20 protein-coding genes and 1 pseudogene are annotated in these 23,143 nt (G+C 62.4%); 4 read left to right on the forward strand and 17 right to left on the reverse strand.

Going from position 1 to position 23,143, the window contains the following annotated elements:
- Positions 1-296: 296 nt before the first annotated feature.
- The 5 genes and pseudogenes from M1P90_RS24940 to M1P90_RS24960 all read right to left on the reverse strand — a co-directional run bounded on the left by M1P90_RS24940 (position 297) and on the right by M1P90_RS24960 (position 4,328).
- Positions 297-1,512 (reverse strand): annotated as a pseudogene (locus M1P90_RS24940) (IS701 family transposase).
- A gap of 180 nt (positions 1,513-1,692) precedes the next feature.
- The gene (locus M1P90_RS24945) at positions 1,693-1,866 is read right to left on the reverse strand and encodes a hypothetical protein (RefSeq protein WP_483698248.1); all 174 of its coding nucleotides are present in this window, start codon (positions 1,864-1,866) and stop codon (positions 1,693-1,695) included.
- Positions 1,863-2,504, reverse strand: a complete 642-nt coding sequence (locus M1P90_RS24950; RefSeq protein ID WP_483698249.1) for an ABC-2 family transporter protein — start codon at positions 2,502-2,504, stop codon at positions 1,863-1,865. The genes M1P90_RS24945 and M1P90_RS24950 overlap by 4 nt, the downstream gene beginning before the upstream one ends.
- A 4-nt stretch (positions 2,505-2,508) precedes the next feature.
- Positions 2,509-3,306 carry an ABC transporter permease gene (locus tag M1P90_RS24955; protein WP_483698250.1) on the reverse strand — a complete coding sequence of 266 codons (798 nt, stop codon included), beginning with the start codon at positions 3,304-3,306 and terminating at the stop codon, positions 2,509-2,511.
- 5 nt (positions 3,307-3,311) lie between these two features.
- A complete protein-coding gene (locus tag M1P90_RS24960; RefSeq protein WP_483698252.1) occupies positions 3,312-4,328 on the reverse strand; it encodes an ABC transporter ATP-binding protein in 1,017 nt (338 codons plus the stop codon).
- A 139-nt stretch (positions 4,329-4,467) separates the two neighbouring features.
- On the opposite strand from M1P90_RS24960, the gene M1P90_RS24965 reads away from it, so the two are divergent.
- Positions 4,468-5,979 (forward strand): phytoene desaturase family protein, encoded by a 1,512-nt coding sequence (locus tag M1P90_RS24965; protein ID WP_483698253.1) that lies wholly within the window; start codon positions 4,468-4,470, stop codon positions 5,977-5,979.
- On the opposite strand, the gene M1P90_RS24970 is transcribed toward M1P90_RS24965, so the two are convergent.
- The 10 genes from M1P90_RS24970 to M1P90_RS25015 all read right to left on the reverse strand — a co-directional run bounded on the left by M1P90_RS24970 (position 5,974) and on the right by M1P90_RS25015 (position 13,869).
- Positions 5,974-6,726, reverse strand: a complete 753-nt coding sequence (locus tag M1P90_RS24970; protein ID WP_483698254.1) for a DUF4388 domain-containing protein — start codon at positions 6,724-6,726, stop codon at positions 5,974-5,976. The genes M1P90_RS24965 and M1P90_RS24970 overlap by 6 nt on opposite strands.
- Before the next feature lie 140 nt (positions 6,727-6,866).
- Complete coding sequence (locus M1P90_RS24975) at positions 6,867-7,448, reverse strand: GTP-binding protein (RefSeq protein WP_483698255.1); 582 nt, start codon at positions 7,446-7,448, stop codon at positions 6,867-6,869.
- Positions 7,449-7,459: 11 nt separating this feature from the next.
- Positions 7,460-8,209, reverse strand: a complete 750-nt coding sequence (locus tag M1P90_RS24980) for a DUF4388 domain-containing protein (RefSeq protein ID WP_483698256.1) — start codon at positions 8,207-8,209, stop codon at positions 7,460-7,462.
- Between the two features lie 149 nt (positions 8,210-8,358).
- The gene (locus M1P90_RS24985; protein WP_483698258.1) at positions 8,359-8,820 is read right to left on the reverse strand and encodes a V4R domain-containing protein; all 462 of its coding nucleotides are present in this window, start codon (positions 8,818-8,820) and stop codon (positions 8,359-8,361) included.
- A gap of 68 nt (positions 8,821-8,888) precedes the next feature.
- Positions 8,889-9,260 (reverse strand): roadblock/LC7 domain-containing protein, encoded by a 372-nt coding sequence (locus tag M1P90_RS24990; RefSeq protein ID WP_483698259.1) that lies wholly within the window; start codon positions 9,258-9,260, stop codon positions 8,889-8,891.
- A gap of 179 nt (positions 9,261-9,439) precedes the next feature.
- On the reverse strand, positions 9,440-9,991 hold the full coding sequence (locus M1P90_RS24995; RefSeq protein ID WP_483698261.1) for a protoglobin domain-containing protein: 552 nt from the start codon (positions 9,989-9,991) through the stop codon (positions 9,440-9,442).
- A 255-nt stretch (positions 9,992-10,246) separates the two neighbouring features.
- A complete protein-coding gene (locus M1P90_RS25000; RefSeq protein WP_483698262.1) occupies positions 10,247-12,451 on the reverse strand; it encodes a hypothetical protein in 2,205 nt (734 codons plus the stop codon).
- Between the two features lie 120 nt (positions 12,452-12,571).
- The gene (locus M1P90_RS25005; RefSeq protein WP_483698263.1) at positions 12,572-12,808 is read right to left on the reverse strand and encodes an indolepyruvate ferredoxin oxidoreductase subunit alpha; all 237 of its coding nucleotides are present in this window, start codon (positions 12,806-12,808) and stop codon (positions 12,572-12,574) included.
- Between the two features lie 57 nt (positions 12,809-12,865).
- Positions 12,866-13,102: an indolepyruvate ferredoxin oxidoreductase subunit alpha gene (locus M1P90_RS25010; protein ID WP_483698264.1), complete on the reverse strand. Its 237-nt coding sequence runs from the start codon at positions 13,100-13,102 to the stop codon at positions 12,866-12,868.
- A gap of 113 nt (positions 13,103-13,215) precedes the next feature.
- Positions 13,216-13,869 (reverse strand): Crp/Fnr family transcriptional regulator, encoded by a 654-nt coding sequence (locus tag M1P90_RS25015; protein ID WP_483698265.1) that lies wholly within the window; start codon positions 13,867-13,869, stop codon positions 13,216-13,218.
- Between the two features lie 135 nt (positions 13,870-14,004).
- On the opposite strand from M1P90_RS25015, the gene M1P90_RS25020 reads away from it, so the two are divergent.
- Entirely contained in the window at positions 14,005-15,681 is a 1,677-nt protein-coding gene (locus M1P90_RS25020) for a M1 family metallopeptidase (protein WP_483698266.1), read from the forward strand.
- 262 nt (positions 15,682-15,943) lie between these two features.
- On the opposite strand, the gene M1P90_RS25025 is transcribed toward M1P90_RS25020, so the two are convergent.
- Both M1P90_RS25025 and M1P90_RS25030 read right to left on the reverse strand, forming a co-directional pair.
- Entirely contained in the window at positions 15,944-17,356 is a 1,413-nt protein-coding gene (locus M1P90_RS25025; protein ID WP_483698267.1) for a pyridoxal phosphate-dependent decarboxylase family protein, read from the reverse strand.
- A gap of 113 nt (positions 17,357-17,469) precedes the next feature.
- Entirely contained in the window at positions 17,470-18,033 is a 564-nt protein-coding gene (locus M1P90_RS25030; protein WP_483698268.1) for a DoxX family membrane protein, read from the reverse strand.
- Positions 18,034-18,275: 242 nt separating this feature from the next.
- Between M1P90_RS25030 and M1P90_RS25035 the strand changes: the two genes are divergently transcribed.
- Complete coding sequence (locus M1P90_RS25035) at positions 18,276-21,479, forward strand: alpha-mannosidase (RefSeq protein ID WP_483698269.1); 3,204 nt, start codon at positions 18,276-18,278, stop codon at positions 21,477-21,479.
- Between the two features lie 245 nt (positions 21,480-21,724).
- Positions 21,725-22,915, forward strand: a complete 1,191-nt coding sequence (locus M1P90_RS25040; protein ID WP_483698270.1) for a mandelate racemase/muconate lactonizing enzyme family protein — start codon at positions 21,725-21,727, stop codon at positions 22,913-22,915.
- The last annotated feature ends 228 nt before the right edge of the window (positions 22,916-23,143 follow it).

A 23,143-nucleotide genomic window follows, 5' to 3' on the forward strand; every position in this document is an offset into this window, starting at 1 on the left:
GGGGTTTTGGGATTAGGCTTGCACCTGCAACCTTCTAAACCTGCGAACCTGCAACCTTCTAACCTGCAACCTGCAAACCTTCGCGCCCTTTGCGTTCTTTGCGGTGAAATATTCGGTTGTCGGTCGTCACGCAACCTTCGAACCTGCAACCTTCTAACGTGCAACCTGCAAACCTTCGCGCCCTTTGCGTTCTTTGCGGTTAATTTTTCTGTTGTCGCTCGTCACGCAACCTGCGAACCTGCAACCTTCCAACCTGCAACCTTCCAAACTAAGGTTTTGCAGAAATAGGCGAAAGCTCAGGGTAAAGCCAAACGGAGCTTGATATCGGACAGAGTCATGCCTTGGTGCGATTGTTCGATGGCCCAAGCAAGCGTTTTGCCCAAGGTCTCGCGAGCGATGGTGCGACAGGACTCGCCAATGGTCATCAGGCGTGTGTGAGCCCATTCGAAGGCACGATCATGCTTCAATTGGCGCATCAGAGCCGTGTACGCCAGGACGACGAGGTGCATGTGCCTGGTCTGGCCCATCCCGTCCCTGAGCTGACACTCGCCCATGCCCAAATGCTGCTTCCCGTCCCGATGAAAGGTCTCCGTCCCTGTCCAGCGCTTTTTGTAGACCTTCAAAATGCGATGAGCTTCCCACTGGGTTCGGTTGCTGATCAGGATCTTGCGTGGCGTCGCAGCTTCTGCTTCTGACCACAACACCAGAATACGCACTGGGTGGTTGACATTGGGCAGACGAACGGACTTGGTGAAGCTACCATTGCGTGTGACCGCCGACCGTAAACTTGGTGCGAACAAGCGGCGTGAGCGTTTTGACCCACTCAGTCACGCTGGTCTGCTTCCCGCTGACTACAATCACTCGGTTGGCTTTCAAATCACCGATGTAGCTGCGACCTTTGGCGTGGAGGGTGTTCATAATTGGCGCGTTGGTGAAGTAACTGTCGAAGGTGAAGTCGCCCGGTATGTCCTCAGCGACAACCCAATCGATCAGTTCCTTAGCGAGGTCGGTGTGATTCTTGAACGGGCGCTCGTCGTCGCACTGCTCGCGCTTGCGGAAGCGCCGGAAATCGAGCGGATAATGCTTCCCACTCGGGTTGACGTAGTTGGCAAACAGGTAATCGTGGGCGATCAGGTGGCGTTTGTCGGCATGGTCCCAGAAATAGCCGACATCCTCTATCAGTTTGCCGTCATGATCTATCAAAGTGTTATCGATCGCGATAACGCCGTCGTGACGATAGCGCGTTGCAGCGTCCTGTTGAAGCCATTCGAGCCGGTGCGCGTTGATGCGCTGGACATCCCAGGGCGCTTCAGTCAACCATCGATTGAGAGTGGATTGGTCGGGTGGGGCGGCAAACTCTCGCGTGATACCGCTCACGGTCTTGTGCTCCGCTACAAACAGCCCGGTCAGGTATTCGGCAAAGTGGCGGCGTGAAGGCTCATTTGGAAACAGGTCGGCGAACTGGACCAGCAGTTCCTCGACCACCTGTGGTATCGCGACAATTGCTGGCACCTGTGCCTCCCAACTGGTAGACCAACGCTCGCCTGATCATATGCTCAGAAGCTTGTTGCCGCAAATCTGCAAAAGTCCAGTTCCAACCTTCGCGCCCTTTGCGTTCTTTGCGGTGAAATATTCGGTTGTCGGTCATCACGCAACCTGTAACCTGCAACCTGCAAACCTGCAACCTGTAACCTACCCGCGCATTTCCATCAAATTGCCCGACTCATAGCGGCGCAGGCCCACGTAGAACACCAGCACGCCCGCCGCCAGCACGCCCAGCGCGCCGCCAAAGGTCAGCAGCGCATAGCGCGGTGCCAGGTCGCGCAGTGCCAGGTCGCGCAGTGCCTGCACCGGCAGGTAGCTCACAAAACCGCCGGCACCAGCGTATACAGCAGCAGCTTGATCGCGCCCTCGAACAGCACCGACGGATAGGTGCTGAACGTAATCATCGCAAAGCGCCACTGGTCGGCCAGGCTCGACGCATTGCCCATGAAAAAGCTCAGGCTGCCGGTCAGCACGCCAAAACCCACAAACACCAGCATGGCCGAAAGCGTCAGCAGCACAAACAAGAGGAAATGTGGCAGATCGGGCCGCACAAACAGCAGGTACACCACATAGCCGAACAGCGCGTCGCCCCAAGCGCTGGCGTGCATGCGGCCCAGCAGCATATGCGGCAGCAGCGCGCGCGGGTAGAGCATCCATGCGTCAAGCTGGCCCTGCGCCACCATTCCTGCCAGCATCAGCACATTGCCATAGACAGCGTGCGCCAGCCCAAAGCCCGAGGCTGTGAGCGCCCAGACCGTAATCACATCGGTGATCGACCAGCCGCGCAGCACTGGGAAGCGCGTGAAAAACAGCGTCCAGAACACCAGCCACACGCCGTCGTTCAGGAACATCGCCGCCACCTGCATCACAAACGCCCCGCGATACTCCAGCTGCGCGTTCAGGTTCAGGCGTGTATATGCGCCCACCAGGCCCAGGTAATTCGCAAAGCGTTTCAGCATATTTCTACCCGCCATTCGAATGAATGCGCCGCACGCCCGCGCGATACACCAGCGCAATAACGCCCGCCAGCACCGCAATTGCCAGCACCTGCCGCAGCGCCAGGTCGGCCAGAAACGCTGCGTCGGGGTGCACAAACATGCGCGCCGGCCCATAGATAATACTCGCAAACGGCAGCGCGCGGAGCCACGGCTGCGCCGCGTCGGGAAATAATTCCAGCGGAATGAGCATGCCACCCAGGATCATCGTAATGCGCGAGTAGATCAGCAGCAAACCACTGGTATCTTCCAGCCAGAAAGCCGCCAGCCCAATCAGAAACTGGTTCATGAAATCAAGCGTGAACGCTAGTGGCAGCGCCAGCGCAAACAGCAGCAGCCCGCCCACCGAAAACACAATCGGCCCAACGAACACCAGCGCAATCAGCGACGCCACGACCGTGTTCAGCGCAAAGCGCACCACCCGCTCGCCCAATGTCGTCCACAGGCGCGCCAGCGGGTAGCTCAGCGGGCGAATCAGCTGCACCGCCAGCGCGCCCGTGCGCACATCCTGGTCTACTTCGGGCGCAATGCGTGGCGTGGAAAGCGTGAGCGTCTCGGTCATCGCCAGGTACCAGAGCATCTGCGGCAGCGTCAGCCCGCCCAGTTGCGTCGCGCCGGTTTCACCATACGTTACCTGCCACAGCCGCAGGAAGATATAGAGGATCACGCCCAGAAAGACCATGCGCGCCACCACCTCGCTCAGGTAGGCCAGGTTCGAGCGCGCCGCCGTCAAACCGATCCATGTGTATTTTCGCAGTGCAAGCATATGCGTCACGAGCCAGAAATGAGGAGCTCAGAGTCGTTCTGATTCCTGATCCCTGGCTCCTGACTCCTCCCATAAATATGCGCGATCACTTCTTCCAGCGGCGGGTCTTCAATCGCAATATCGGCCACCGAACCCGCGCGCAGCACCTCGGTCATCACCTGCTCAATCGGCGTCACGCGCGTGTCGACTTCGAGCTTCAGCGCATACTCGCTTGCCTTCAGCGTCGTCACGCCCGGCAGCGCAAATGCGGCCGGCGGCGCGTGGAACTTCACGCTCAGAATTTTCGAGCCGAGGTACTGGCGGCGCAGCATCGAAACTTTGTCGTCGAGCACCACGCGCCCGTGGTTAATCACCACCACGCGCCGCGCCACCCGCTCGATATCGCCCGCGTCGTGGCTGGTCAGGAACACTGTCACGCCTTCGTCGCGGTTCCACTCAAGGATCAGGTCGCGCAGCTCCTGGCGGGCGATCACATCCAGCCCAATCGTCGGCTCGTCGAGAAACAGCACGCGCGGTGCATGGAGCAGGCTGGCTGCCACCTCGGCGCGCATGCGCTGCCCCAGCGAGAGCTTGCGCACAGGAGTTTGCAGAAATTCGCCCAGCCCAAAGCGCTCGATCAGCATGTCGCGCCGGCGCACGAAATCCGCGCGGTCGAGGCTGTAGATCCGCGCCAGGAGTTCGAAGGTATCGCGCGGCGGCAGGTGGTACCACAGCTGCGAGCGCTGCCCGAACACCGCGCCAATATGCCGCACCAGCGTGCGGCGTTCGCGCCAGGGCGTGTAGCCCAGCACCTGCGCCTGCCCCGAGCTGGGGTGCAAAATGCCGGTCAGCATCTTGATCGTCGTCGATTTGCCCGCGCCGTTCGGCCCAATAAATGCAACCGTCTGGCCGGCCGGGATGCTCAGGCTGATGCCATCGACTGCGATCACGCTTTTACGCACGCGGTTGCGGCCCCAGCCGCTGCGCAGCTCAAAGGTTTTCGAAAGATTTGCGAGCTCGACCGCTGTGTTTTGCTGTGTCATCGTGTGGTTCTCGCTGGCTGCCGGGCGCAATACACCGCGCCCGCTTGCTCATGAGGCGTTTGAAGCGAGGAAATAGTTACTCGCCAGCGCCCGATCTTCACTTCGCATATATCGTGTCAGCGTTTGGTATTATAGCGCCATGAACGAAACACGCTACGATGTAATTGTGATCGGCGCGGGGATTGGCGGCCTGACGGCGGCGGCGCTGCTCGCGCGCGACGGCTGCCGCGTGCTGGTGCTCGAAGGGCATATCGCGCCCGGCGGCTGCGCCTCTTCCTACGAGCGCAAGCGCCCCGATGGCGGGCGCTATATCTTCGACGTGGGCGCAACGCTGTTTGCTGGCTTCACGCCCGGCGGCGCGCACCACTGGGTGGGGGAAAAACTCGGCATTCGCTGGCCGGTGCGCCCGCTCGAACCCGCCATGGAGGTCTGGCTGCCCGACCGGCGGGTGACGCGCTATGGCGATGCGCGCTGGCGCGACGAACGGCAGGCCGCCTTTCCCGCGCAGGCGTGGGAGGCCGAAAAATTTTGGCGCGAGCAGGAACAGATTGCCGACATTGCCTGGCGTTTTGCCGCGCGTCAGCCGCCGCTCCCGCCCGAGCGACCGTCTGATCTGCTCGGTATTGGCCTGCGCGCCCGCCCCGAGATGGCACGGCTGCTGCCGCACCTGTGGCGCACTGCCGGGCAGGCGCTCCGCGCGCGCGGCATCACCGACCGGCGGCTGCGCGCCTACATCGACGGGCAGTTGCTGATCAGCGCGCAAACCGTCGCCGCCGACTGCTCATGGCTCTATGGCGCGGTCGCGCTCGATTTCGCGCGCATCGGTGCGCATTATGTAGAAGGCGGGGCGTGGAACCTGGCGCGCACACTTGAAGGAGCATTTCTGCGCGATGGGGGAGCGATTCGCTACCGCAGCTGGGTGCGGCGCATTCTGACGAAGGAGCGGCGCGCTGTGGGGGTGGAAACTGAGCGCGGCGAACGATTTAGCGCCCGGCACATCATTGGTAACCTGACCCTTTGGGACGCGCGGCGCCTGCTTGAAGGCGCAGCGTCTTCGCGCTTCGGGCGGGCAATCAATACCGCGCCGCAGGGCTGGGGCGCATTCACACTGTACCTGGGTGTCGACGCCAGCGCCCTGCCTCCTGGCATGGGCGAACATCACCAGATCATTGCCGACTACAACAGGCGGTTGGGCGAGGCCAACAGCGTGTTCATCTCGGCGCACCCGCCCGACGATACCAGCCGCGCACCGGCAGGTCACCGCGCCATCACCATCTCAACCCACACCAACGCCGAACGCTGGTGGCAGCTGCGCCAGGGCGAGGCAGCGCGCTACCGCGACGAAAAAGCCGCCATGACCGAGCGCCTGCTCAGCACGGCGGCAATCGCCCTGCCTGATCTGCGGCCCAATATCCACTACATCCAGGCTGGCACGCCATTCTCGTTCTGGCGCTACACCCGCCGGCACAGCGGAATGGTCGGTGGCCTGCCACAGCACCTCGCCAACTCTGGCCTGTTTAGCTTGGGGCCGCGTGCCGCGGGTGTGGATAATTTCTGGCTCGTGGGCGACAGCACCTTCCCTGGGCAAAGCACCGCCGCCGTCAGCCAGAGCGCTATTCGCACCTACCACGCTATTCGCGGCGATCTATAGGCTGCGCACACGCCGCAGGATCGCCTGCATCAGGCGGCGGCTGGGCTGTGGGGCGCCGGCCGGAGTAGAGCCCACATACTGTGCTGGTGCTGCTGGTGCCGACATTGTTGGCTGCTTCGCTGGCTGCGCGGCCGGTGCGGGCCAGCTTGTCTGTGCTCCAAAGGCTAGTTCCAGCCCTTCCTCGCAAGGGCAGAGCTCAAAGCGCTGCCGCGTGCTTGGGCATGGCTGCCCAGCGGAAATCACGCGCGTCGCAGACAAACGCATACGCCGATACTGATTGTCAAAACGCTCCGATGCAGGGCCAAACGTGCTCAGATCGTGCGAGAACGTGCAATCGACTTTGATGGGGGAAGTAATTGATGCCATTGGGAAGGATTTACTGGCGCTCGGCCGCACCGGGCCGAGCTGCACCAGATCTTCCGCGTCGCGAAAAATCGTGACAGGGCGATACAGCGTCGACCGATCGGGTTTGAAAACAAACTGTGCATCTTCCCAGTTGAAAACCTGGGCAATTGCTTCATCGCCACAAGCGATGAGCTGCTGGTGGGGCTGTTGCACTACCACGGCATCGATAACCCGGCCCATCGTGACGTAGAGCGAGGCGCGCTGTGCTGGGGCAAAGAGCTGGAGAATTCCCGATTTGCGATCCAGGTGAAACACTTCGAGCAGATCGGTAAGGGGCATGTCCTGGAGGGTACCTTCGAGTGACATTGCAGTGCTCTCTTTCTTGGAAAGCGGGTACAGCATTTCAGGGCTGTACTAGGTCGCAAAGTTTGACAACGTTGTATCGATGAGCCTAAAGTATACCGCGGCCATACTGGGGCGCGGTTTTTACTTTAGGACAGTGGAGCATTTCCTTGGCTCCCTGGGAGTATAGCAGCTAGGAATTACAAAAACATACCATCCACCGTTGGCTCTGGGGGTGGCTCGATTGTTTCTTCGGGAATACTACGGTCGATATGATCAAGCAATGTTATCAACACGTTTTTGACGCTTTCGCGCTCGGTGGCAACGCAGGGAAGCACTGGCACTTCGAATGGCAGCTGTAGTCGCCGCCGTATGTAGCTGATTGGTAGAGCCGTTGGATCATCCTGCTTGTTTGCCGCCACGACAAACGGCGCATCTGTGATAGTAGCAAATCGTGCTAATAGATTTTGTGTTTCAACAAAATGTGCCGGGCGGCAGCTATCCACCATCACAACGTACCCTACGCAACCTTCGCTCAGAACTTCCCACATGAAATCGAAGCGCGCCTGCCCAGGGGTTCCAAATAAATAGAGAACTACCTCGTCCGATATTTCAATTTTACCAAAATCCAGCGCAACAGTCGTATGATGCTTTAACTCACGCTCTTCGGCGTCAGTAACCTCATACTCCGTTGAAACCGGATCGATATCGCTAATCGAGCGAATAAAATTGGTTTTCCCGGCGGAATACGCGCCAGTGATAACTATTTTTACGGCTTGCACCCAGCGTTCTCCTATAATCCGCGCACTCGGCGCATGATTGCATTCATCAAGCTTTTACCCGGGTGGGCAGTTGAGCCCACGGCAGCGGCAGAAAGACGCCTTTGCGGGGCTGTATCGGCCGCTTGTGGCAGTAACGACCCTACGGGTTGCCGGATGGTCGGGGTGTGCATTGCCATAGAATGTATTGATGGCTCGGTATGAACCTCGATCAATCCAATGGCTATCAGCTCGGATGCAATTCGCAGCACTTCTTCGGCAGATACACTCACGTTTGCGCAAACTTCGCGCAGCGTGCTACAGATCGAGATCTGGCTAAGAATACGCCATTGATCAAGGTTTAAATTGACACCCTGATTGGATTGGGCCGAAAGTGTGGCCATAACCAGTCGTGAATCCAGCGTCAGCTGGTTTGCCGGGGGGCACTCATCCTTCTGGCTGCGCTGACGCAACCCTTCAATAATGAGTTCTTCAGTATCGCGGAAGATGCGCTGGGGGCGAGAAAGGATTTTGTTGTCGGCATTAAAAACAAACGTGGCTTCGTCCCAGCTAAACAGCTCGAGGAGGGCAGTTTCTGCCTCCATGAGAATATGCGCGGTTGTAGCATGTAAAACAGCCGCATCGACTGGGTTGCCATTGGCGACATAAACAATTGCGCGTTCTGGCGGCTTATTTAGCAGCAGGACACCTGTTTTGGGACCCATTCGAAACACATGGAGTAGGTCGACAAGTGACATGTCCTGGACGGATCCTTCAAGTGCCATGCTGTACTCCTGCCGCCACACCACACAAAAGATATACCAGCTTCCAAGTGAATCATACGGCGAGGTGTGAAGGATTGACGCCCTTCACACCTCGGTAATTGTGCTATCAGGCGCTGCAAAGCCATAATCGCAGGCGACGATGCTGGAAATTAGAGCGCGACCGGTTCGATGACATAGACGCACTCTTTTGCGCCACACGCTACACAGGAAGTTTCGTGGCCGCGCATTGGAATACCGGTAATGGCGTGGAGCGCGCCAATAAAGACGCCCAGTGTGAATGCGCAAATCGGCGTGCTCGAGACCTGGCCGGCTGTGCAGGCACCCTCAGTCAGGTGGACCTCGTAGCTGCCTTTGCTCTTTTGAATAATGCTTTTCACCAGGCACAACCGAGTGCCTTTCGGCCCGAGCGCTTCTTCAAGCTTGCTCTGAATAAGGCCAGGGTCTTCCGATGAACCAAGCAACTGTAGACTTTCGATCAAGTCGTAGCCACGCTTGCGGCCAGCAGCGACTATCGGTGCTCGATCGGCAACTTCTTCAGTACCAACACGCAGATACTGGAAACAAGTGAGGCTCATAAAGTTGCCAAGAGTTGGACGCTCGTTGGTTGCCATAGTGCTGTCTCCTCAAAGCCGTTATGGGTTGATATGGGACGCTAACCGTAGAGAATGGACAGGGAATGCTAGATAACTTTGCTGATCTCGCTCGCAGCATCCCGCGCCTCGATTCGCACCATACCCAGGTTTGCGCCCTGCTTGAGATTGACAGCCAGCATGGCCTGGTCGCCCGCTGGCAGCACAATAAACAGCCCATTGTTCGCTTTCAGAATCGCCTCTTCAGTCAAGCCCAATTTGAGCTCGCTCGAGACGCGTCGGCTCACGCCGACCATCGTAGCTGCCACTGCGCCGACGCGGTCGGCATTGACATCGCTGGACATGCGCGAAGCCAGCACAATGCCGTCCATGCTTACCGCGACGCTGCCGGTAATGTCGGCGCCGCCATTGGATGACAGGCGATCAAGGATTGCCAAAACTTGCTCTTGCCGTGTAGCCATGTTGAGCTGTCCTTTCGATAGTATTTCGATGTTTATGAGGGGGTTTCAGTGCCGAGCGGCATGCATCGAACTGGGGCTAGTGTATGCTCGTTGGATGCATTTGTGCATGCCAATTCATCAGCGAAAAGATTTCCAAACCGGATCGGCATCGCGTGCCAAAGCTCTATTTCGAGAAGGATCTAGCCTTTGCCTGAGAGAAGGAGACGCGCCAGACGTTCGCCGCCGACAAGCTCGGCGAGGTGCTTGAGCTGGTTATCTTCGTAGGCCTGATTGAAGATCGCGATGTCGAGCGCAAGAACCTTGTGAAAGGCTTTGAGCGCCGCATCCGAGTTGGCGCTGGTTTTGGCAACCTGTTCGCCAAACGGCATAATGACATCGATCATTGCGAGCGGGTAGCGCACTGGCAGACCGATCCGAACGTGAACATCGCCGATTGTCAAACGTTTTTTGGCGTATTGCTCGTCGTATGTGCCGCTGAACAGGTCGGTAAACCAATTTGCTACAGCCGCATGCAGGCGATCCATTGAGGCTTGCTGCAGGTATTCGGCGGTGTTGCTGTGGCTGAGCAGCCGCTGGTAAAAGGCGTCGAGCAGCGCGGGGGCTTGTGCGCGCGCCGCGCCCTGAAGCGCGCCAAGAGCAGCCTTTTCTTCGGCGCTAAGGCCCATCATTGCAATCAGTTCGGTCAGGATGTGATCGCCTTTGATGTGCCAGCTTGCATGGTCCATGGACATAATTGTTTGCCTCCTTTGTATAGGCGTGAAGCCAGGATTGTGACAGTTGAGCGCGGTGCTAACGCTTTGGCGTTAGCGAGAAGTTCGGGCGAAGGTGGGCAACCCTGCCGTGGGTGAACTGCGTGTATTGTAGGCGTGAGTGGATTTATATGGCAGTAACAATTCGGCAACGAAAGAATTCCAAACCAGCACTTTTCGCGGCAAACAAAAAGCAGCACCAGCTGATGCTGCCCAGGGGGAAAGCGATTGTTGCGCCTAGAATGGCTCGGGCGGGCGAATGCGCCAGGCCAGCGCGCCCAGCCACAGCGTGGCGCTGACCCAGACGAGGTAGCCGCCCATGGCGAGCACGATCCAGCGCCCGCCGCGCCCGCTGCGCCACAGCAGGGTGGCCACGCTGGATGCGCCAACTGCAATCGCCCAGGCCGAGAACATCAGCCAGCGGGTGGAGAGCGTTGAGCCGGAGAGGAACGGCAGCATGGCAAAGAACAGCGCGATCACAAACGTTCCGCCCGCCAGCAGCGCAACTGCCCGGCGAACCGATAGATTTGCGCCGCGCGGCCACGGCAGCGCCATGCTGAGGAGCGCCAGCGGAATGGCGAACAAGCCAAAGTGCACACGGAAGCCGGCATCCCACAGGGTGTTCCACAGCAGCGTGCGATCAACTGCGCCGCGCCCGGCCAGGCCAGTGAGCCCACCCGACGCAGTGGCGCGCGCCTGATCGAGAAACAGGCCGGTGTAGGCGCTGTAGAACAAGAACACGGCAACAAGCTGCGCCGCCACAAAAACGCCCAGCAGCCGCCAGCCCACGCCCCAGGCTACGCGCCCCCGGATCGCGGCGATGAGCAAGGCCAGCAAGCCCATGCCGCTGAGCAGCGACATATTCATCCAGAAGCCAAAATGCCCCAGGAAGACCAGCGATTGCATCACAAAGAGCGTGGCGAGCGCCAGCGGCCATGCGACCTGTGCGCCTGATTTCGTGCTGGCGAGCGCGCGCCAGAGCAAAACTAGCGCGGTGATCAACAGCAGATGGGCCCACTGCGCAAAGATGTGTGTGCTGAAGTTCCAGAACGTAGTCATGAGCGTGGCGGCGCTAAAGCTGTAGATGCCGGCAGCCAGCAGTCCGCGCTGGGCATGTTCCTTCGAGTTGCGTGCGCTGAGGCTGGTGGCAATGGCATAGACGAGCACAGGGCTGGCAGCGTCGAGCAGGGCGCCGCCGAGCTGAAGCAGCACGCGCCGATCGAGGCCGGTGAGCGAGAAGGGCGCGAGCAGCAGGTAAAAGGCTGGCGGGTAGGGGAAATCGACGCCGCGATTGCGCGAAAGCAGCAGCACGTTGCCATTCAGCACGTCGAAGTAGCGATTCATGTGGAAGCCAATGTCGCCCCACATGGCGAAGGGGTAGATTTTGCCGGCGTAGTGCGTGGCAAACACTGCCAGCGCGATCAGCAAGAGGCCAGCGCGTGCAAAACCCGGCACGGGCGGGGCCAAACGCGCGTACAGCGCGCCAAGCCGTGGGCGCAGCCAGCCGGCCAGCACAAGCGCCAGCGCGGCACCAGCCAGCGTCGCGCCAATCAGCGCGCCATCGCCGCCGAGCGGGATGAAGCGCGCCACCAACGCCAGCCCGGCCGCGCCAGCGCCAGCAAGCAGCAGGCCAGCCGGCGCCACCGTGAGCAGCAGCACGAACACTAGTCCCAGCGCGCCAATGGTCAGGGCAGTGGCGCTGCCAAACGCAAAGCGCGGCGGGTCGAGCAGGGCGGCGACGCACGCCAGACCGATGATGGGCAGCACGAGCTGGAAAGCGCGTGATGCACGCAGCCCGGTGCGGCGAATTGCCAGCCACAGGAGCACCGCCGCGCCAAGCCAGGTCGCGTCGGTTTGCCAGGGTGGGGCATAGGGGCCAGCAGCGGTGGAAATGCGCAGATCGTCGACGGGGGTGCCGAGCGCGCGCAGATCGCCGCTGGGCGTATAGGTTGGGCTGCTCAGAATGATCGTGTGATCGCTGGAGCCGGGTGGCGCGGGCGGCACCAGAATGCGGTAGCTCGCGCCAGTGCGCGGACGCAGTTCCAATGCGCCCAGCGTCTGGCCGTCGGCGCTGATGGCGAGTGCTTGCGGGCCGTGCTGGGCCACTTCGTCGTTTACGGGGAGCAGGCGCAGCGTGAGTTGGAGCGGGCGCGGGCCAAGGCCGGGCAGGCTGATTGTGGATTTTTCGGATGTCCAGCGCAGGTTGAGCGTTTCGTTGTTGGCCAGCTCGAAGGGGAAGAAGCCGGTGAGCATGGGCAGGTCGCTCGCGTAGCCTTCTTCCAGGCCAACATCCACCCGGTAGTCGAGCGGGGCTTGCTGGGCGACCAGCAGCAACGCGGCGAACAAAGCCAGCGCCAGCCAGAGCTGCCGTTCGCGCAGGGCGGCCAGCGCACACCAGAATTCGGCGCGCAAGGCACGGCCACCCGAACCGAGCAGTTCCATTCATTCCTCACAGGGCATCCTGCACCGGCGGGCGATTATCGCAGGGGCGCGGGGGCTTGTCAAACACAAGCGGGCGGCCGCGTGTGCAGCCGCCCGCCGGTTATGTTCGGGAAGAACGCGCTAGAGACCGAAGAAGGCGCGATTCTTGGCGGTGAACGAGTCCTGCCCATCGGGCACGGAGTCTTCGGCGAAGATGGCGCTCACCGGGCACTCCGGCTCGCACGCGCCGCAGTCGATGCACTCGTCGGGGTTGATGTAGTACTGGTCGTCGCCCTCGTAGATGCAGTCGACCGGGCAAACCGCCACACACGCCGCGTCCTTGGTGCCGATACAGGGCTCGGTAATCACGTAGGCCATTGGGGAACCTCCTCGTTGAACACGCGAATCGGGAGAATATGCTTCAGGAACATACCGCTATGCCGAGAAAAACGTGCGGTTCTTCTCCACAAAGGGCTGCCAATCCTCAGGCACAGAATCTTCGGCGAAAATCGCCTCCACCGGGCATTCCGGCTCGCACGCGCCACAGTCGATGCACTCGTCGGGGTTGATGTAGTACTGGTCGTCGCCCTCGTAGATGCAGTCGACCGGGCAAACCGCCACGCACGAAGCGTCTTTGGTGCCGATACAGGGCTCGGTAATGATATATGCCATAGCGTTTGCTGCCTGCCCTTCCGTTCAGGGTGAAACATCGCAACGATAGCACCGAGCGCGCATCCTGTCTGCTACTTTTGTTCCATTTCGTACAGATTTTTAACCAGCTGTGGCTAGCCATTGAGGATGCGCGCGAGCCCGGCCCGGTCGAGCACGATCACGCGGCCGCGTTCCAGCCGCACAAGCCCTTCCTGGGCCAGCTGGCGCAAGGCGCGCCCTGCGATCTCGCGCACGGTGCCAGTACGCTCAGCAAGCTCCTGGTGCGTCAGCACTGCTGCCCCTTCTCCGGCTTCGTGAAGCAACTGGCGTGCCAGGCGTTCGCGCACCGAGCGGAAGGCCAGGTCTTCGACCAGCACGACCAGATCGCGGAGTTGGCCGGCCATCTCGCGCAGCGCGGCCAGCGCCAGAGCCGGGTGACGGTGCAAAAGTGAAAGGAGCGCGTCGCGCGGCAGCAGCAGGCAGTGGACCGGGCTCATTGCGCGGGCGGTGGTGGGGTTGGGGTTGTCGTCGAACAGCGGCACGGCGTTGAAATTTTCGCCCGCGCCGACCATGGCCAGCACCTGCTCGCGGCCATCGGGGGCGGTGCGCGAAAGGCGCACGCGGCCGCGCTGCACAAAGAACAGGCCGGGCGGCTGCTCGCCTTCAAACAGGATGTGCTCGCCCGGGCGGTACTCGCAGCGCTGCACTTTGCGCGCAACATCCGCCAGCGTCTGGTCGTCCAGGTCGGCAAAGAAGGCAAGCTCGCGAAGTTCGCGTGGTGGCACCATGACCAATCCCTTTGCTGGCGCGTGCGCAGCATGCCCGGCATGTGCGACTTTTCACAGATGCCAGTATACCACGCTGCTGTTCGGGCGTTGCGTGGGGTATAATGCGGCCCGGCGAGAAGAAGAGGAGTTCTTTATATGCACATACGCCCCTGCCTGGCCGCGCTGGCGCTGGCAACCCTGGCGGCTTGCGGCCCGGCCGGCGCAGGCCCGGCCCCAACCGCAGCGCCGCCTGCCGCTACAAGCGCGCCCACCAGCGCACCAACTGCTGTGCCGCCAAGCGCAGTTCCCACGCTTGCGCCAACGGCCGCACCGCCGACGGCAGTTCCCACCAGCGCGCCAACTGCGCCGCCCACAGCTGCCCCAACAGCTGCCCCGCCGACCGCAGAAGCCAGCCCGGCCGCGCAGAACAGCGCGCTTGCCCCGCTCGACCCGCAGGCGCAAACGGCGGCGCTGCGGCCCGAGTTCGCGGGCGACATGGCGCGGGCGGGCGAGTGGAACCGCTACACCATCGCGGCCGAAGCTGACCCGGCGGCGCGCACGCTGAGCGGCCAGCTGCGCCTGGAATATACCAACCGCGACAGCGCGGCGCTCGATCGGCTGTACTTCCACCTGTACCCGAACTTGCCCGATTTCGGCGGGCGGCTCGACGTGCAGAACGTCGCGGTGGACGGCGCGCCGGCCGAGGTCGTGTACGAAACCAAGCGCTACCTGCTGCGCGTGAACCTGCCGCAGCCGCTCGCGCCCGGCGCGGCCACGGTGGTGGAGCTGAGCTGGAAAACCACCACCCCGCAGAATGCCGGCGATCGGCTGTATGGCGCGTTCAACAGCGAGGCGGGGCTGATGACCCTGGCCTCGGCCTACCCGATTGCGGCGGTGGTGCGCGGCGGGCAGTGGGACATTGCCTGGCCCGACCCGAAGGGCGATTTCGTGAATAGCGAGACGGCATTGTACGACGTGACGCTGCGACTGCCCGGCGACTGGCAGGCCGTTTCGACTGGCGTGGCAATTGACCGACAGGAAGCGGGCGGCGCGCAGACCCTGCGGATTGTGAGCGGGCCGCAGCGCGATTTCACCCTGGCGCTGGCGCAGTTCCAAGTGCTGAGCGCCGAGGTGGAAGGCACGCGCATCAACTCCTACTTTCGCGCCGCCAGCGCCAGCGGCGGCCGGGGCGCGCTTGACGCGGCGGGCAAGGCGCTGAGCGCCTTCAACAAGCGCTACGGGGCCTACCCGCTGCGCGAGCTGGACGTGATTGAGATCCCGGCGAACACCTTTCTGGGCGTCGAATACCCCGGCATGATCATGATTGCCGAGGGGTTGTATGGCGGCGGGCCCGACCTTGAGTTAACGGTTGCGCATGAAGTGGGCCACCAGTGGTGGTTCAGCCAGGTGGGCAACGACGTGCAGCTCAGCTCGTGGCTGGACGAGGCGCTGGCGAGCTACTCGCAAATTGTGTATCAGGAAGAATATGGCGGCGCCGCCGCCGCCGAGCGCGAGCTGAACGGCTTCCGCGAGCGCTACCAGCGCGCGCTGGCTTCGGGCCGCGACGCGCCGGCGCAGCAGGCCAACAGCCAGTTCCAGAACAATTACGTGCTGCTGGTGTATGGCAAGGCGGTGCTGTTCTTCCAGGCGCTGCGCCAGCAGATCGGCGACGACGCCTTCGACCATTTTTTGCACGATTACTATGCCAACAACCGCTACCGCTACGTCACAGGTGCGGACCTTGTGGCGGCGGCCAATCAGGCGTGCAGCTGCGATATTCAGCCGCTCTACGACGACTGGATTACGCGGGCGGTGCCGCTGGCGGTGCCGTAAGCGCGGGGGATGGGGGATGGGAGTTGGGGGATGAGGCGGGAGCAAGTGTAGTAGTTTATCCACAGATTTCGCAGATTACGCAGATATACCCATTTTTGTAGAACCAAGAACCAAGTAGTGCTTGGTTCTTAATGCCGTCACCACGCGCTCGAGCAAGGCCAGAACCATTCATGCAGAAGCATATGCCAGACAGAAGGCATGGCTCGATTTTGCAATTATTAGCGCATCTGCGTAATCTGTGAAATCTGTGGATGTTCTCGGCTTATTCCGCCACCACGCGCTGCAGCAGCGCCCACAGCGCTTCGACATGCGCGCGCTCGGTGCTGATGCTGCCAATCGACACGCGCACCATCCACTGGCCATCCAGCACTGCCGGCGTGAGGTAGGCCGCGCCCGAGCGGTTGGCGCGCTCGGCCCAGGCTTGTGTGTGCGCGTCGAGCGCCGCGCCGGCCAGCCCGGCTGGCTCGTGGCGGATGCAGATTGTCTGGAGCGGCACCGGCGCGAGGAGCTGCCAGCCCGGCGCGGCGCGCACATGCGCGGCAAACCAATGCGCGTTGAGCATGTCGCGGCGCAAACGCGCCTGCAGGCCACTCACTCCCTGCTCGCGGATCAGGCACCACAGCTTCAGCGCCCGGAAGCGCCGCCCCAGCGGGATGCCCCAGTCGCGCAGGTTCTTCACCTGGCTGTCGACCGTGCTTTGCAGGTAGCTCGGGTTGGTGCTCATCACGCGCACCAGGTGCTGCGGGTCGCGCACATAGTAGAGCGAGCAGTCGAACGCCGCGCCGAGCCATTTGTGCGCGTTCAGCACAATCGAGTCGGCGCCTTCAATCCCTTCCCACATCCAGCGACACTCGGGCAGGATCATGGCCGAGCCAGCCATGGCCGCGTCGACATGCAGCCAGATACCTTCGCGCCCCGCGATTGCGGCAATCGCCGCCACCGGGTCGAGCGCGGTGGTTGCGGTTGTGCCGGTGGTGGCGACCACCGCGCAGGGCAGCAGGCCCGCCGCGCGGTCGGCTGCAATCGCTTCGGCCAGGGCGTCGGCGCGCATGGCGTAGGCGTCGTCGGTGGGGACGACATGCACGTTGGCGCGGCCAAAGCCCGCCAGCAGCGCGGCCTTCTCCACCGAGCTGTGGCTCTGCGCCGAGGCATACACCACCAGCGGGCGCGGCTCGGCCTGCAAGCCGCCGCGCGCCAGCGAGTAGTTGCTGGCCCGTTCGCGGGCACTCAGCAGCGCCAGCAGCGTGCTGGTCGAGGCGGTATCCTGAATCACGCCGCTCCACGCTTCCGAAAGCCCCACCATCTGGCGCATCCAGTCGGCCACCACTTCTTCCAGCTCGCTCAGCGCCGGGCTCGACTGCCACGACAGGCCCAGCACGCCCAGCCCGGTGCTCAGGTAATCGCCCAGCACCGAGGCCAGCTCGCTGTTGGAGGGGAAGTAGCCAAAAAAGCTCGGGTGCTGCCAGTGCGAAAGCCCCGGCACGATAATCGCCTCAAGGTCGCGCAGCACGCCCGCAAAGGGCTCGGGCGCGTCGGGCGGGGCAGCGGGCAGCTGCGCGCGCACCTCGCCCGGCGCAACCGGTGACATCACCGGTAGCTCGGCCACGCGGGCGCGGTAGTCGGCAATCCAATCAATCAGCTCGTGGCCGGCCTGGCGAAATTCTTCTGCATTCATCGGGCGCTCCTGTCTGGCGGTTTTGTTCGCGCCATTGTACCGCGTTCACGGCGCACGCAAAACCGGCGGCCGAGCAATCTGCTCGGCCGCCGGTGCGCAAAGGAGATTTCGGGTTATCCGGCAACTGGTTCGGGCACCAGGTGGGCGCGTCGCAGCACCTTCAGCTCAATCGGCCGGGCGAAGAAATCCAGCCCGTAGTAGCCGACCGCCACGCCGCCCGCCAGGAAGATGACCATCCCGACGACCAGCAGATTCGGGTTGGTGCTGGTGGTGCCGGCGAACAGGTAGGCCAGGTTCATCAGGATGCCCATCAGCGCCGCGAAGTGGGTGAAGATGCCCAGGATGAGCGCCGCGCCAACCAGCAGCTCGCCAAAGGCCACCATGTAGCTAAACGTCGCCGCATTCGGCAGGAACACATCGCGCACCAGGTAGGCGTACCATTCCTGCACGGCCGGGTGCGGGTTCTTCACCGGGTCGAAATCGGGGGCCAGCGCCGACTTGGCCAGCGCGCCCTTCAGGAAGCCAGCGACCGCCGTGCCCGCCTTGGGGCCAACCCACACCGCGCTGCCTTCGCCAAAAACCTTTTCATACCCCGCCATCAGCCACTCGTAGCCAAGCCAAACCCGCGCGACCATCCAGAGGATGCCGGTGAACTTCGGTTGATTGAGCGCTTTCATCGTGTTTCTCCTGTATGTTTGGTGAAGAATTGTTTGTTCCGATGGACACAGCATACGCCATGGCGGTAGCCTTGTAAGAGAAGGCCGCGCAATTGTGGGTGAAGAAAAAATAACGATTTGTGATATATTTCACTTTACTCTATTGCCCCGCCGATGCCCGCATTTCAACCCCGAAAATGGCATTTCTTCGCCGCGAATGTGGTAGGATGGCCCGCGCCGAGCATAGACAGGAGGACCGGCTCATGTTCACGATCGAGAAGCTTTCCGCCCGCATCCCCGAGATCATCGCCGCCGCCGTGCGCGACCGCAGCCCCATCGACGGGGTTGCCACCGCCGTCGCGCCCGGCCCGGTGGCGCAAAGTGCTATGGCCCCGCCGCCCGCCGCCGACGACCCGGCCTGGCACCCGCTGGCCCTGCGCGAGCTGTGGGGCGGCCCGCCCGGCGGCGACCTCAACGCCCCGCGCGAAGAAATTGGCTGGGGCATCCCGGCCAGCGGCGGCGGCAACCACTGGCTGCGCGCCAGTTTCAGCGTGCCCGAGGCATGGCGCGGCCAGTCGGTGCACCTCGCGCTCGGCTGGGAAGGGCGCGACCAGGCCAGCCTGGAGGCGATCGCATACCTCGACGGCGCGGTGCTTTCCGGGCTCGACACCTACCACCGCACGATCCTGCTGTCGCCCGCCGCCCACGAGGGCACCCATGAGCTGATCATCCGCTGCTACACGCCCTACCCGCAGCCTTTTGGCGGCCTGAGCCTCGTGCTGCGCGACGAAACGATCTTTCGCCTGGGCCAGACCATGCGCGCCATGCTCGAAGCCGCGCCCACCTTCCGCGACAGCGAGCTCGCCGGGCACGATCTGCTCACGCGCCTCAACCGCGCCTACAACACGCTCGACCTGCGCGCAGGCTGGGCAAGCCCGCAATTCGCCGCATCGGCGCAGGCAGCCTGGGATGAGTTGCAGGTTGGCACGTTGGCCGGTTCGCAAGTTGGCGGAGCCGCTTCGCACCCTTCAACCATGCCAACCGTCATCGCCACCGGCCACGCCCACCTCGACGTGGCCTGGCTGTGGCCGCTGTGGCGCACGCGCCAGAAGGTCGCGCACACGGTGGCGAACGCGCTGCACCTGATGGAGCGCTACCCGAATTACCACTTCAGCATGTCGCAGCCGCAGGTGTATTCTTACCTGAAAGAAGACGACCCCGCGCTCTACGCCCGCATGAAGGAGCGCATTGCCGAGGGGCGCTTCGAGCCGGTGGGCATGATGTGGCTCGAACCCGACTGCAACGTCACGGGCGGCGAGTCGCTGGTGCGGCAGCTGGTGCAGGGCGCGCGCTTCTTCACCGAAGAGTTTGGGCGCACCAGCGAGATTGTGTGGCTGCCCGACGTGTTTGGCTACTCGGCCGCGCTGCCGCAGATCATGCGCGGCGTGGGGATCGCCTGCTTCATGACGACCAAAATTAGCTGGAATCAGTTCAACCGCATGCCCAACGACACCTTCCGCTGGCGCGGCATCGACGGCAGCGCGGTGCTGACGCACTTCATCACGGCCTCGCCCGACCCGGTCAGGCCGCCCGCCGACGCGCAGTACTACACCTACAACGGGCGCATGTCAGGCGCGGAGTCGTTTGGCTTGTGGAACCACTACCGCCAGAAGCCGATCAACCACGAGCTGCTGTATAGCTTCGGCTGGGGCGACGGCGGCGGCGGGCCGACCGAAGAGATGCTGGAGGCGGCGGGCGCGCTCGATGCGCTGCCGGGCTTCCCACGCATCGAGCTGGGGCGCGTCGAGGGCTTTTTCGAGCGGCTGTACGAGCGCGTGTGGGACGACCCGCGCCTGCCGACGTGGTCGGGCGAGCTGTACCTCGAATATCATCGCGGCACCTACACCAGCCAGGCGCGCGCCAAGCACAACAACCGCCAGGCCGAGCTGCTGTTCCGCGAGGCCGAGTGGCTGAACGCCTGGGCGCTGAGCAATGGCGCGGACAGCCAGCAGCCCATGCTCGACGCAGCGTGGCGCACGATCCTGCTCAACCAGTTCCACGACATCCTGCCGGGCAGCAGCATCTGGCAGGTGTATGCCGACAACAACGCCGACCACGCCGAAGTGCAGCGCATTGGGCAGGAAGTGCGAGAAGAAGCGACTCGCAGCATTCTTGGTTTGAACCAGGAACCAGGCGACGAAGCAAGCAGTTCTCAGTTCTCGGTTCCTGGTTCTACCGTCGTTCTGAACAGCCTGCCGTGGTCGCGCAGCGAGCCGGTGCTGCTGCCGCTCGCGGAGGGCGCGGCCGTGCCGGAAGGCGCGCAAACGGTGGACAACAGCGACGGCACGCGCGCGCTGCTGATGGAGGCAACGGTGCCATCCTATGGCTACGCGCCACTCGCCGGCACCGAGCGCGTTCACGAAGCCATGCTGATGGTGAGCAAAACCTCGCTGGAGAATGCCGAGCTACGCCTGGAGCTGGATGAAAACGGCGAGATTGCGCGCCTGTACGACAAAATCGCGGGCCGCGAGCTGCTTGTGGCGGGCGCACCAGCCAACCAGCTGGTCGCCTACGAAGACCGGCCAATGAAGTGGGACGCCTGGGACATCGATATTTTCTACGAAGAAAAACCCTACGCTGTGCGCGAGATCACCGACTGGCGGGTGAGCGAAGAAGGCCCGCTGCGCGCCGCCATCAGCATCACGCGGCGGCTGGGCGCGAGCACGATCACGCAGCACATCCGCATGTGGCGCGACTCGCGGCGCATCGACTTTGTCACCGAGGTCGACTGGCACGAGCGCCAGACGCTGCTGCGCGCCCTGTTCCCGCTCGACATCAACGCCACGCGCGCCACCTGCGAAATTCAGTTTGGCGCGGTGGAGCGACCCACGCACCGCAACACCAGCTGGGACTGGGCGCGCTTCGAGGTTTGTGCCCAGCGCTGGGTTGACCTGGGCGAGGGCGATTATGGCGTGGCGCTGCTGAACGACGGCAAGTACGGCCATAGCCTGCTGCACAACACGCTGGGCATTTCGCTGCTCAAGGGCGCAATCTTCCCCGACGCCAACGCCGATGTTGGGCAGCATCGCTTCACCTACAGCCTGCTGCCGCACCAGGGCGACTGGCGCGCAGCTCAGGTGACACGCCGCGCCTACGAGCTGAACGCGCCGCTGCGCGCGGTTGCGGGCACAGTCAGCGCCGCCGAGTCGTTCCTCAGCACCCCAACCGACAACATCGTAGTCGAGACGGTCAAGGCCGCCGACGACGGCAACGGCCTGATCGTGCGGCTGTACGAAGCGCACAACCAGCGCGGGCCAGCGGTGCTGCGCTTTGGGCGGGCGGTCGCCAGCGCCACCGAAACCGACCTGATGGAACGCGAAGTTGGCCCGGTCGAGGTGGAGGGCAACGAAGTGCGCTTCAGCGTGCGCCCGTTCGAGATCAAGACGCTGCGCGTGCAGCTTGCCTGACGGAGTTTTTAACCACGAAGACACCAAGGCACCAAGATTTTGCATGCTCAGCATCTGCTCAGTGAGCGAGCTTGGCTTTCGGCAGAGCAGTGCCTACTTTCTTTGTGTACGTTTTCCGCGCGTAGCGCGGAAAACGTACACAAAAATAATCAAAGGTACCTTGCTGCCGAACTTCCTGAGCTTGCCGAAGGGCAGGCAAAATTCCAGGCACTGGTGAGTTGGTGGTGTAACCTAGCGGAGCGACCATGAAAATTACCGACCTGAAATGCGCAATCATTGGCAACAACCCGATTGTGCGCATCACAACCGACGAAGGCATCTACGGCCTGGGCCAGGCGGAGTCGTTCAAGCCCTACCTCAAGCCGCACGTCATGTTCTACAAAAATTACATCCTCGGCGAAGACCCGACCAACGTCGAGCGCGTAATGCAGAAGATTCGCCGCATGGGTAGCTTCAAGCCCTGGGGCGCGGCGGTAAGCGCGATCGAGATGGCGCTGTGGGACATTGCGGGCAAGGCGGCCGGCATCCCGGTGTACAAGCTGCTGGGCGGCAAAGTGCGCGACCGCGTGCGGATCTACAATGGGGGAGTGCGCTTCGAGATGCCGGGGCACACGCCCGAGGATTACGCGAACGACGTCGCCAAAATGAAGGCCGCGCCGCAGGGCTTCACGATCATCAAGCAGGCGATTGGCTTCCACAGCCCCATGCCGAGCAAGGTGCCGAACTTCTTCTATGGCGACGTAGTGACTGGCCCGCCGCACCCGAATCGCGGCCTGATGACCGAGCGCGGGCTGAACCATGTGGTGGAGTGCGTGGCGGCGATGAAGGAAGTGCTGGGCGACGAGATCGGGCTGGCGCTCGACTGCGGGCCAGGCTGGACCGTCACCGACGCGATTAGGCTCGGGCGCGCGCTGGAGCCATACCACATCCTCTGGCTCGAAGACCTGATCACCGGCGACTACACGCCCTATGCGCTGGCCGATGTCTACCGCGAGGTGACGCGCAGCAGCCCCACGCCCATCCACACCGGCGAGCAGCTGTACCTGCGCCAGAACTTCAAGGAGCTGATTGAGAAGCACGCCGTCAATGTCGTCGGCCCCGACCCGGCCGACGTAGGCGGGCTGGCCGAGCTGAAGTGGATCGCGGAGTATGCCGACCTGCACGGCATCATGATGGCGCCACACGGCGTGTTCGACGGGCTGATTGGCCTGGCCGGGCTGGTGCACGTGAGCGCGGCGATGCCCCACAACTTCATCGCCTTCGAGTGCCCGATTGCGCGGCCAGCCTGGATGGCCGACATCGTGACCGGTCTGCCCGACCCAATCGTGAAAGATGGCTTTATCGAGGTTTGGGACACGCCAGGCCTGGGCGTTGACCTGAACGAAGAAGCGACGCGCCCCTACCTGGCCGAAGACGACGCCGACTTTTTCGCGTAACCGAATATTGTTTAAATAACCACCAAGGCACCAAGACACCAAGATTTTTAAGCATCCTGAAAACCTTGGTGTCTTGGTGGTATATTTCTTGAGGCTCTTATTTGATAAGCTTGCGTGGTCGGCGTTTTAGCCTTCGGCAGAGCGGTACTTTACGATTAAGGTGTGCCAATTTTGGCGCGGAGCGCCAAAATTGGCACACAAAATCAGGTAATTACCTTGCTGCCGCAG

This window comes from Kouleothrix sp. 19917, from assembly GCF_057073505.1.

Bases quoted from the DNA above. Each gene is read 5' to 3' on its own strand.
- M1P90_RS25000 (WP_483698262.1), bottom strand. From the start codon at position 12,451: ATGGAACTGCTCGGTTCGGGTGGCCGTGCCTTGCGCGCCGAATTCTGG.
- M1P90_RS24950 (WP_483698249.1), bottom strand. From the start codon at position 2,504: ATGCTGAAACGCTTTGCGAATTACCTGGGCCTGGTGGGCGCATATACA.
- M1P90_RS24985 (WP_483698258.1), bottom strand. From the start codon at position 8,820: ATGGCAACCAACGAGCGTCCAACTCTTGGCAACTTTATGAGCCTCACT.
- M1P90_RS25040 (WP_483698270.1), top strand. From the start codon at position 21,725: ATGAAAATTACCGACCTGAAATGCGCAATCATTGGCAACAACCCGATT.
- M1P90_RS24965 (WP_483698253.1), top strand. From the start codon at position 4,468: ATGAACGAAACACGCTACGATGTAATTGTGATCGGCGCGGGGATTGGC.
- M1P90_RS24955 (WP_483698250.1), bottom strand. From the start codon at position 3,306: ATGCTTGCACTGCGAAAATACACATGGATCGGTTTGACGGCGGCGCGC.
- M1P90_RS24960 (WP_483698252.1), bottom strand. From the start codon at position 4,328: ATGACACAGCAAAACACAGCGGTCGAGCTCGCAAATCTTTCGAAAACC.
- M1P90_RS25025 (WP_483698267.1), bottom strand. From the start codon at position 17,356: ATGAATGCAGAAGAATTTCGCCAGGCCGGCCACGAGCTGATTGATTGG.
- M1P90_RS25030 (WP_483698268.1), bottom strand. From the start codon at position 18,033: ATGAAAGCGCTCAATCAACCGAAGTTCACCGGCATCCTCTGGATGGTC.
- M1P90_RS25015 (WP_483698265.1), bottom strand. From the start codon at position 13,869: ATGGTGCCACCACGCGAACTTCGCGAGCTTGCCTTCTTTGCCGACCTG.
- M1P90_RS24990 (WP_483698259.1), bottom strand. From the start codon at position 9,260: ATGGCTACACGGCAAGAGCAAGTTTTGGCAATCCTTGATCGCCTGTCA.
- M1P90_RS25020 (WP_483698266.1), top strand. From the start codon at position 14,005: ATGCACATACGCCCCTGCCTGGCCGCGCTGGCGCTGGCAACCCTGGCG.
- M1P90_RS25035 (WP_483698269.1), top strand. From the start codon at position 18,276: ATGTTCACGATCGAGAAGCTTTCCGCCCGCATCCCCGAGATCATCGCC.
- M1P90_RS24980 (WP_483698256.1), bottom strand. From the start codon at position 8,209: ATGGCACTTGAAGGATCCGTCCAGGACATGTCACTTGTCGACCTACTC.
- M1P90_RS24970 (WP_483698254.1), bottom strand. From the start codon at position 6,726: ATGCTGTACCCGCTTTCCAAGAAAGAGAGCACTGCAATGTCACTCGAA.
- M1P90_RS24995 (WP_483698261.1), bottom strand. From the start codon at position 9,991: ATGTCCATGGACCATGCAAGCTGGCACATCAAAGGCGATCACATCCTG.
- M1P90_RS25010 (WP_483698264.1), bottom strand. From the start codon at position 13,102: ATGGCATATATCATTACCGAGCCCTGTATCGGCACCAAAGACGCTTCG.
- M1P90_RS25005 (WP_483698263.1), bottom strand. From the start codon at position 12,808: ATGGCCTACGTGATTACCGAGCCCTGTATCGGCACCAAGGACGCGGCG.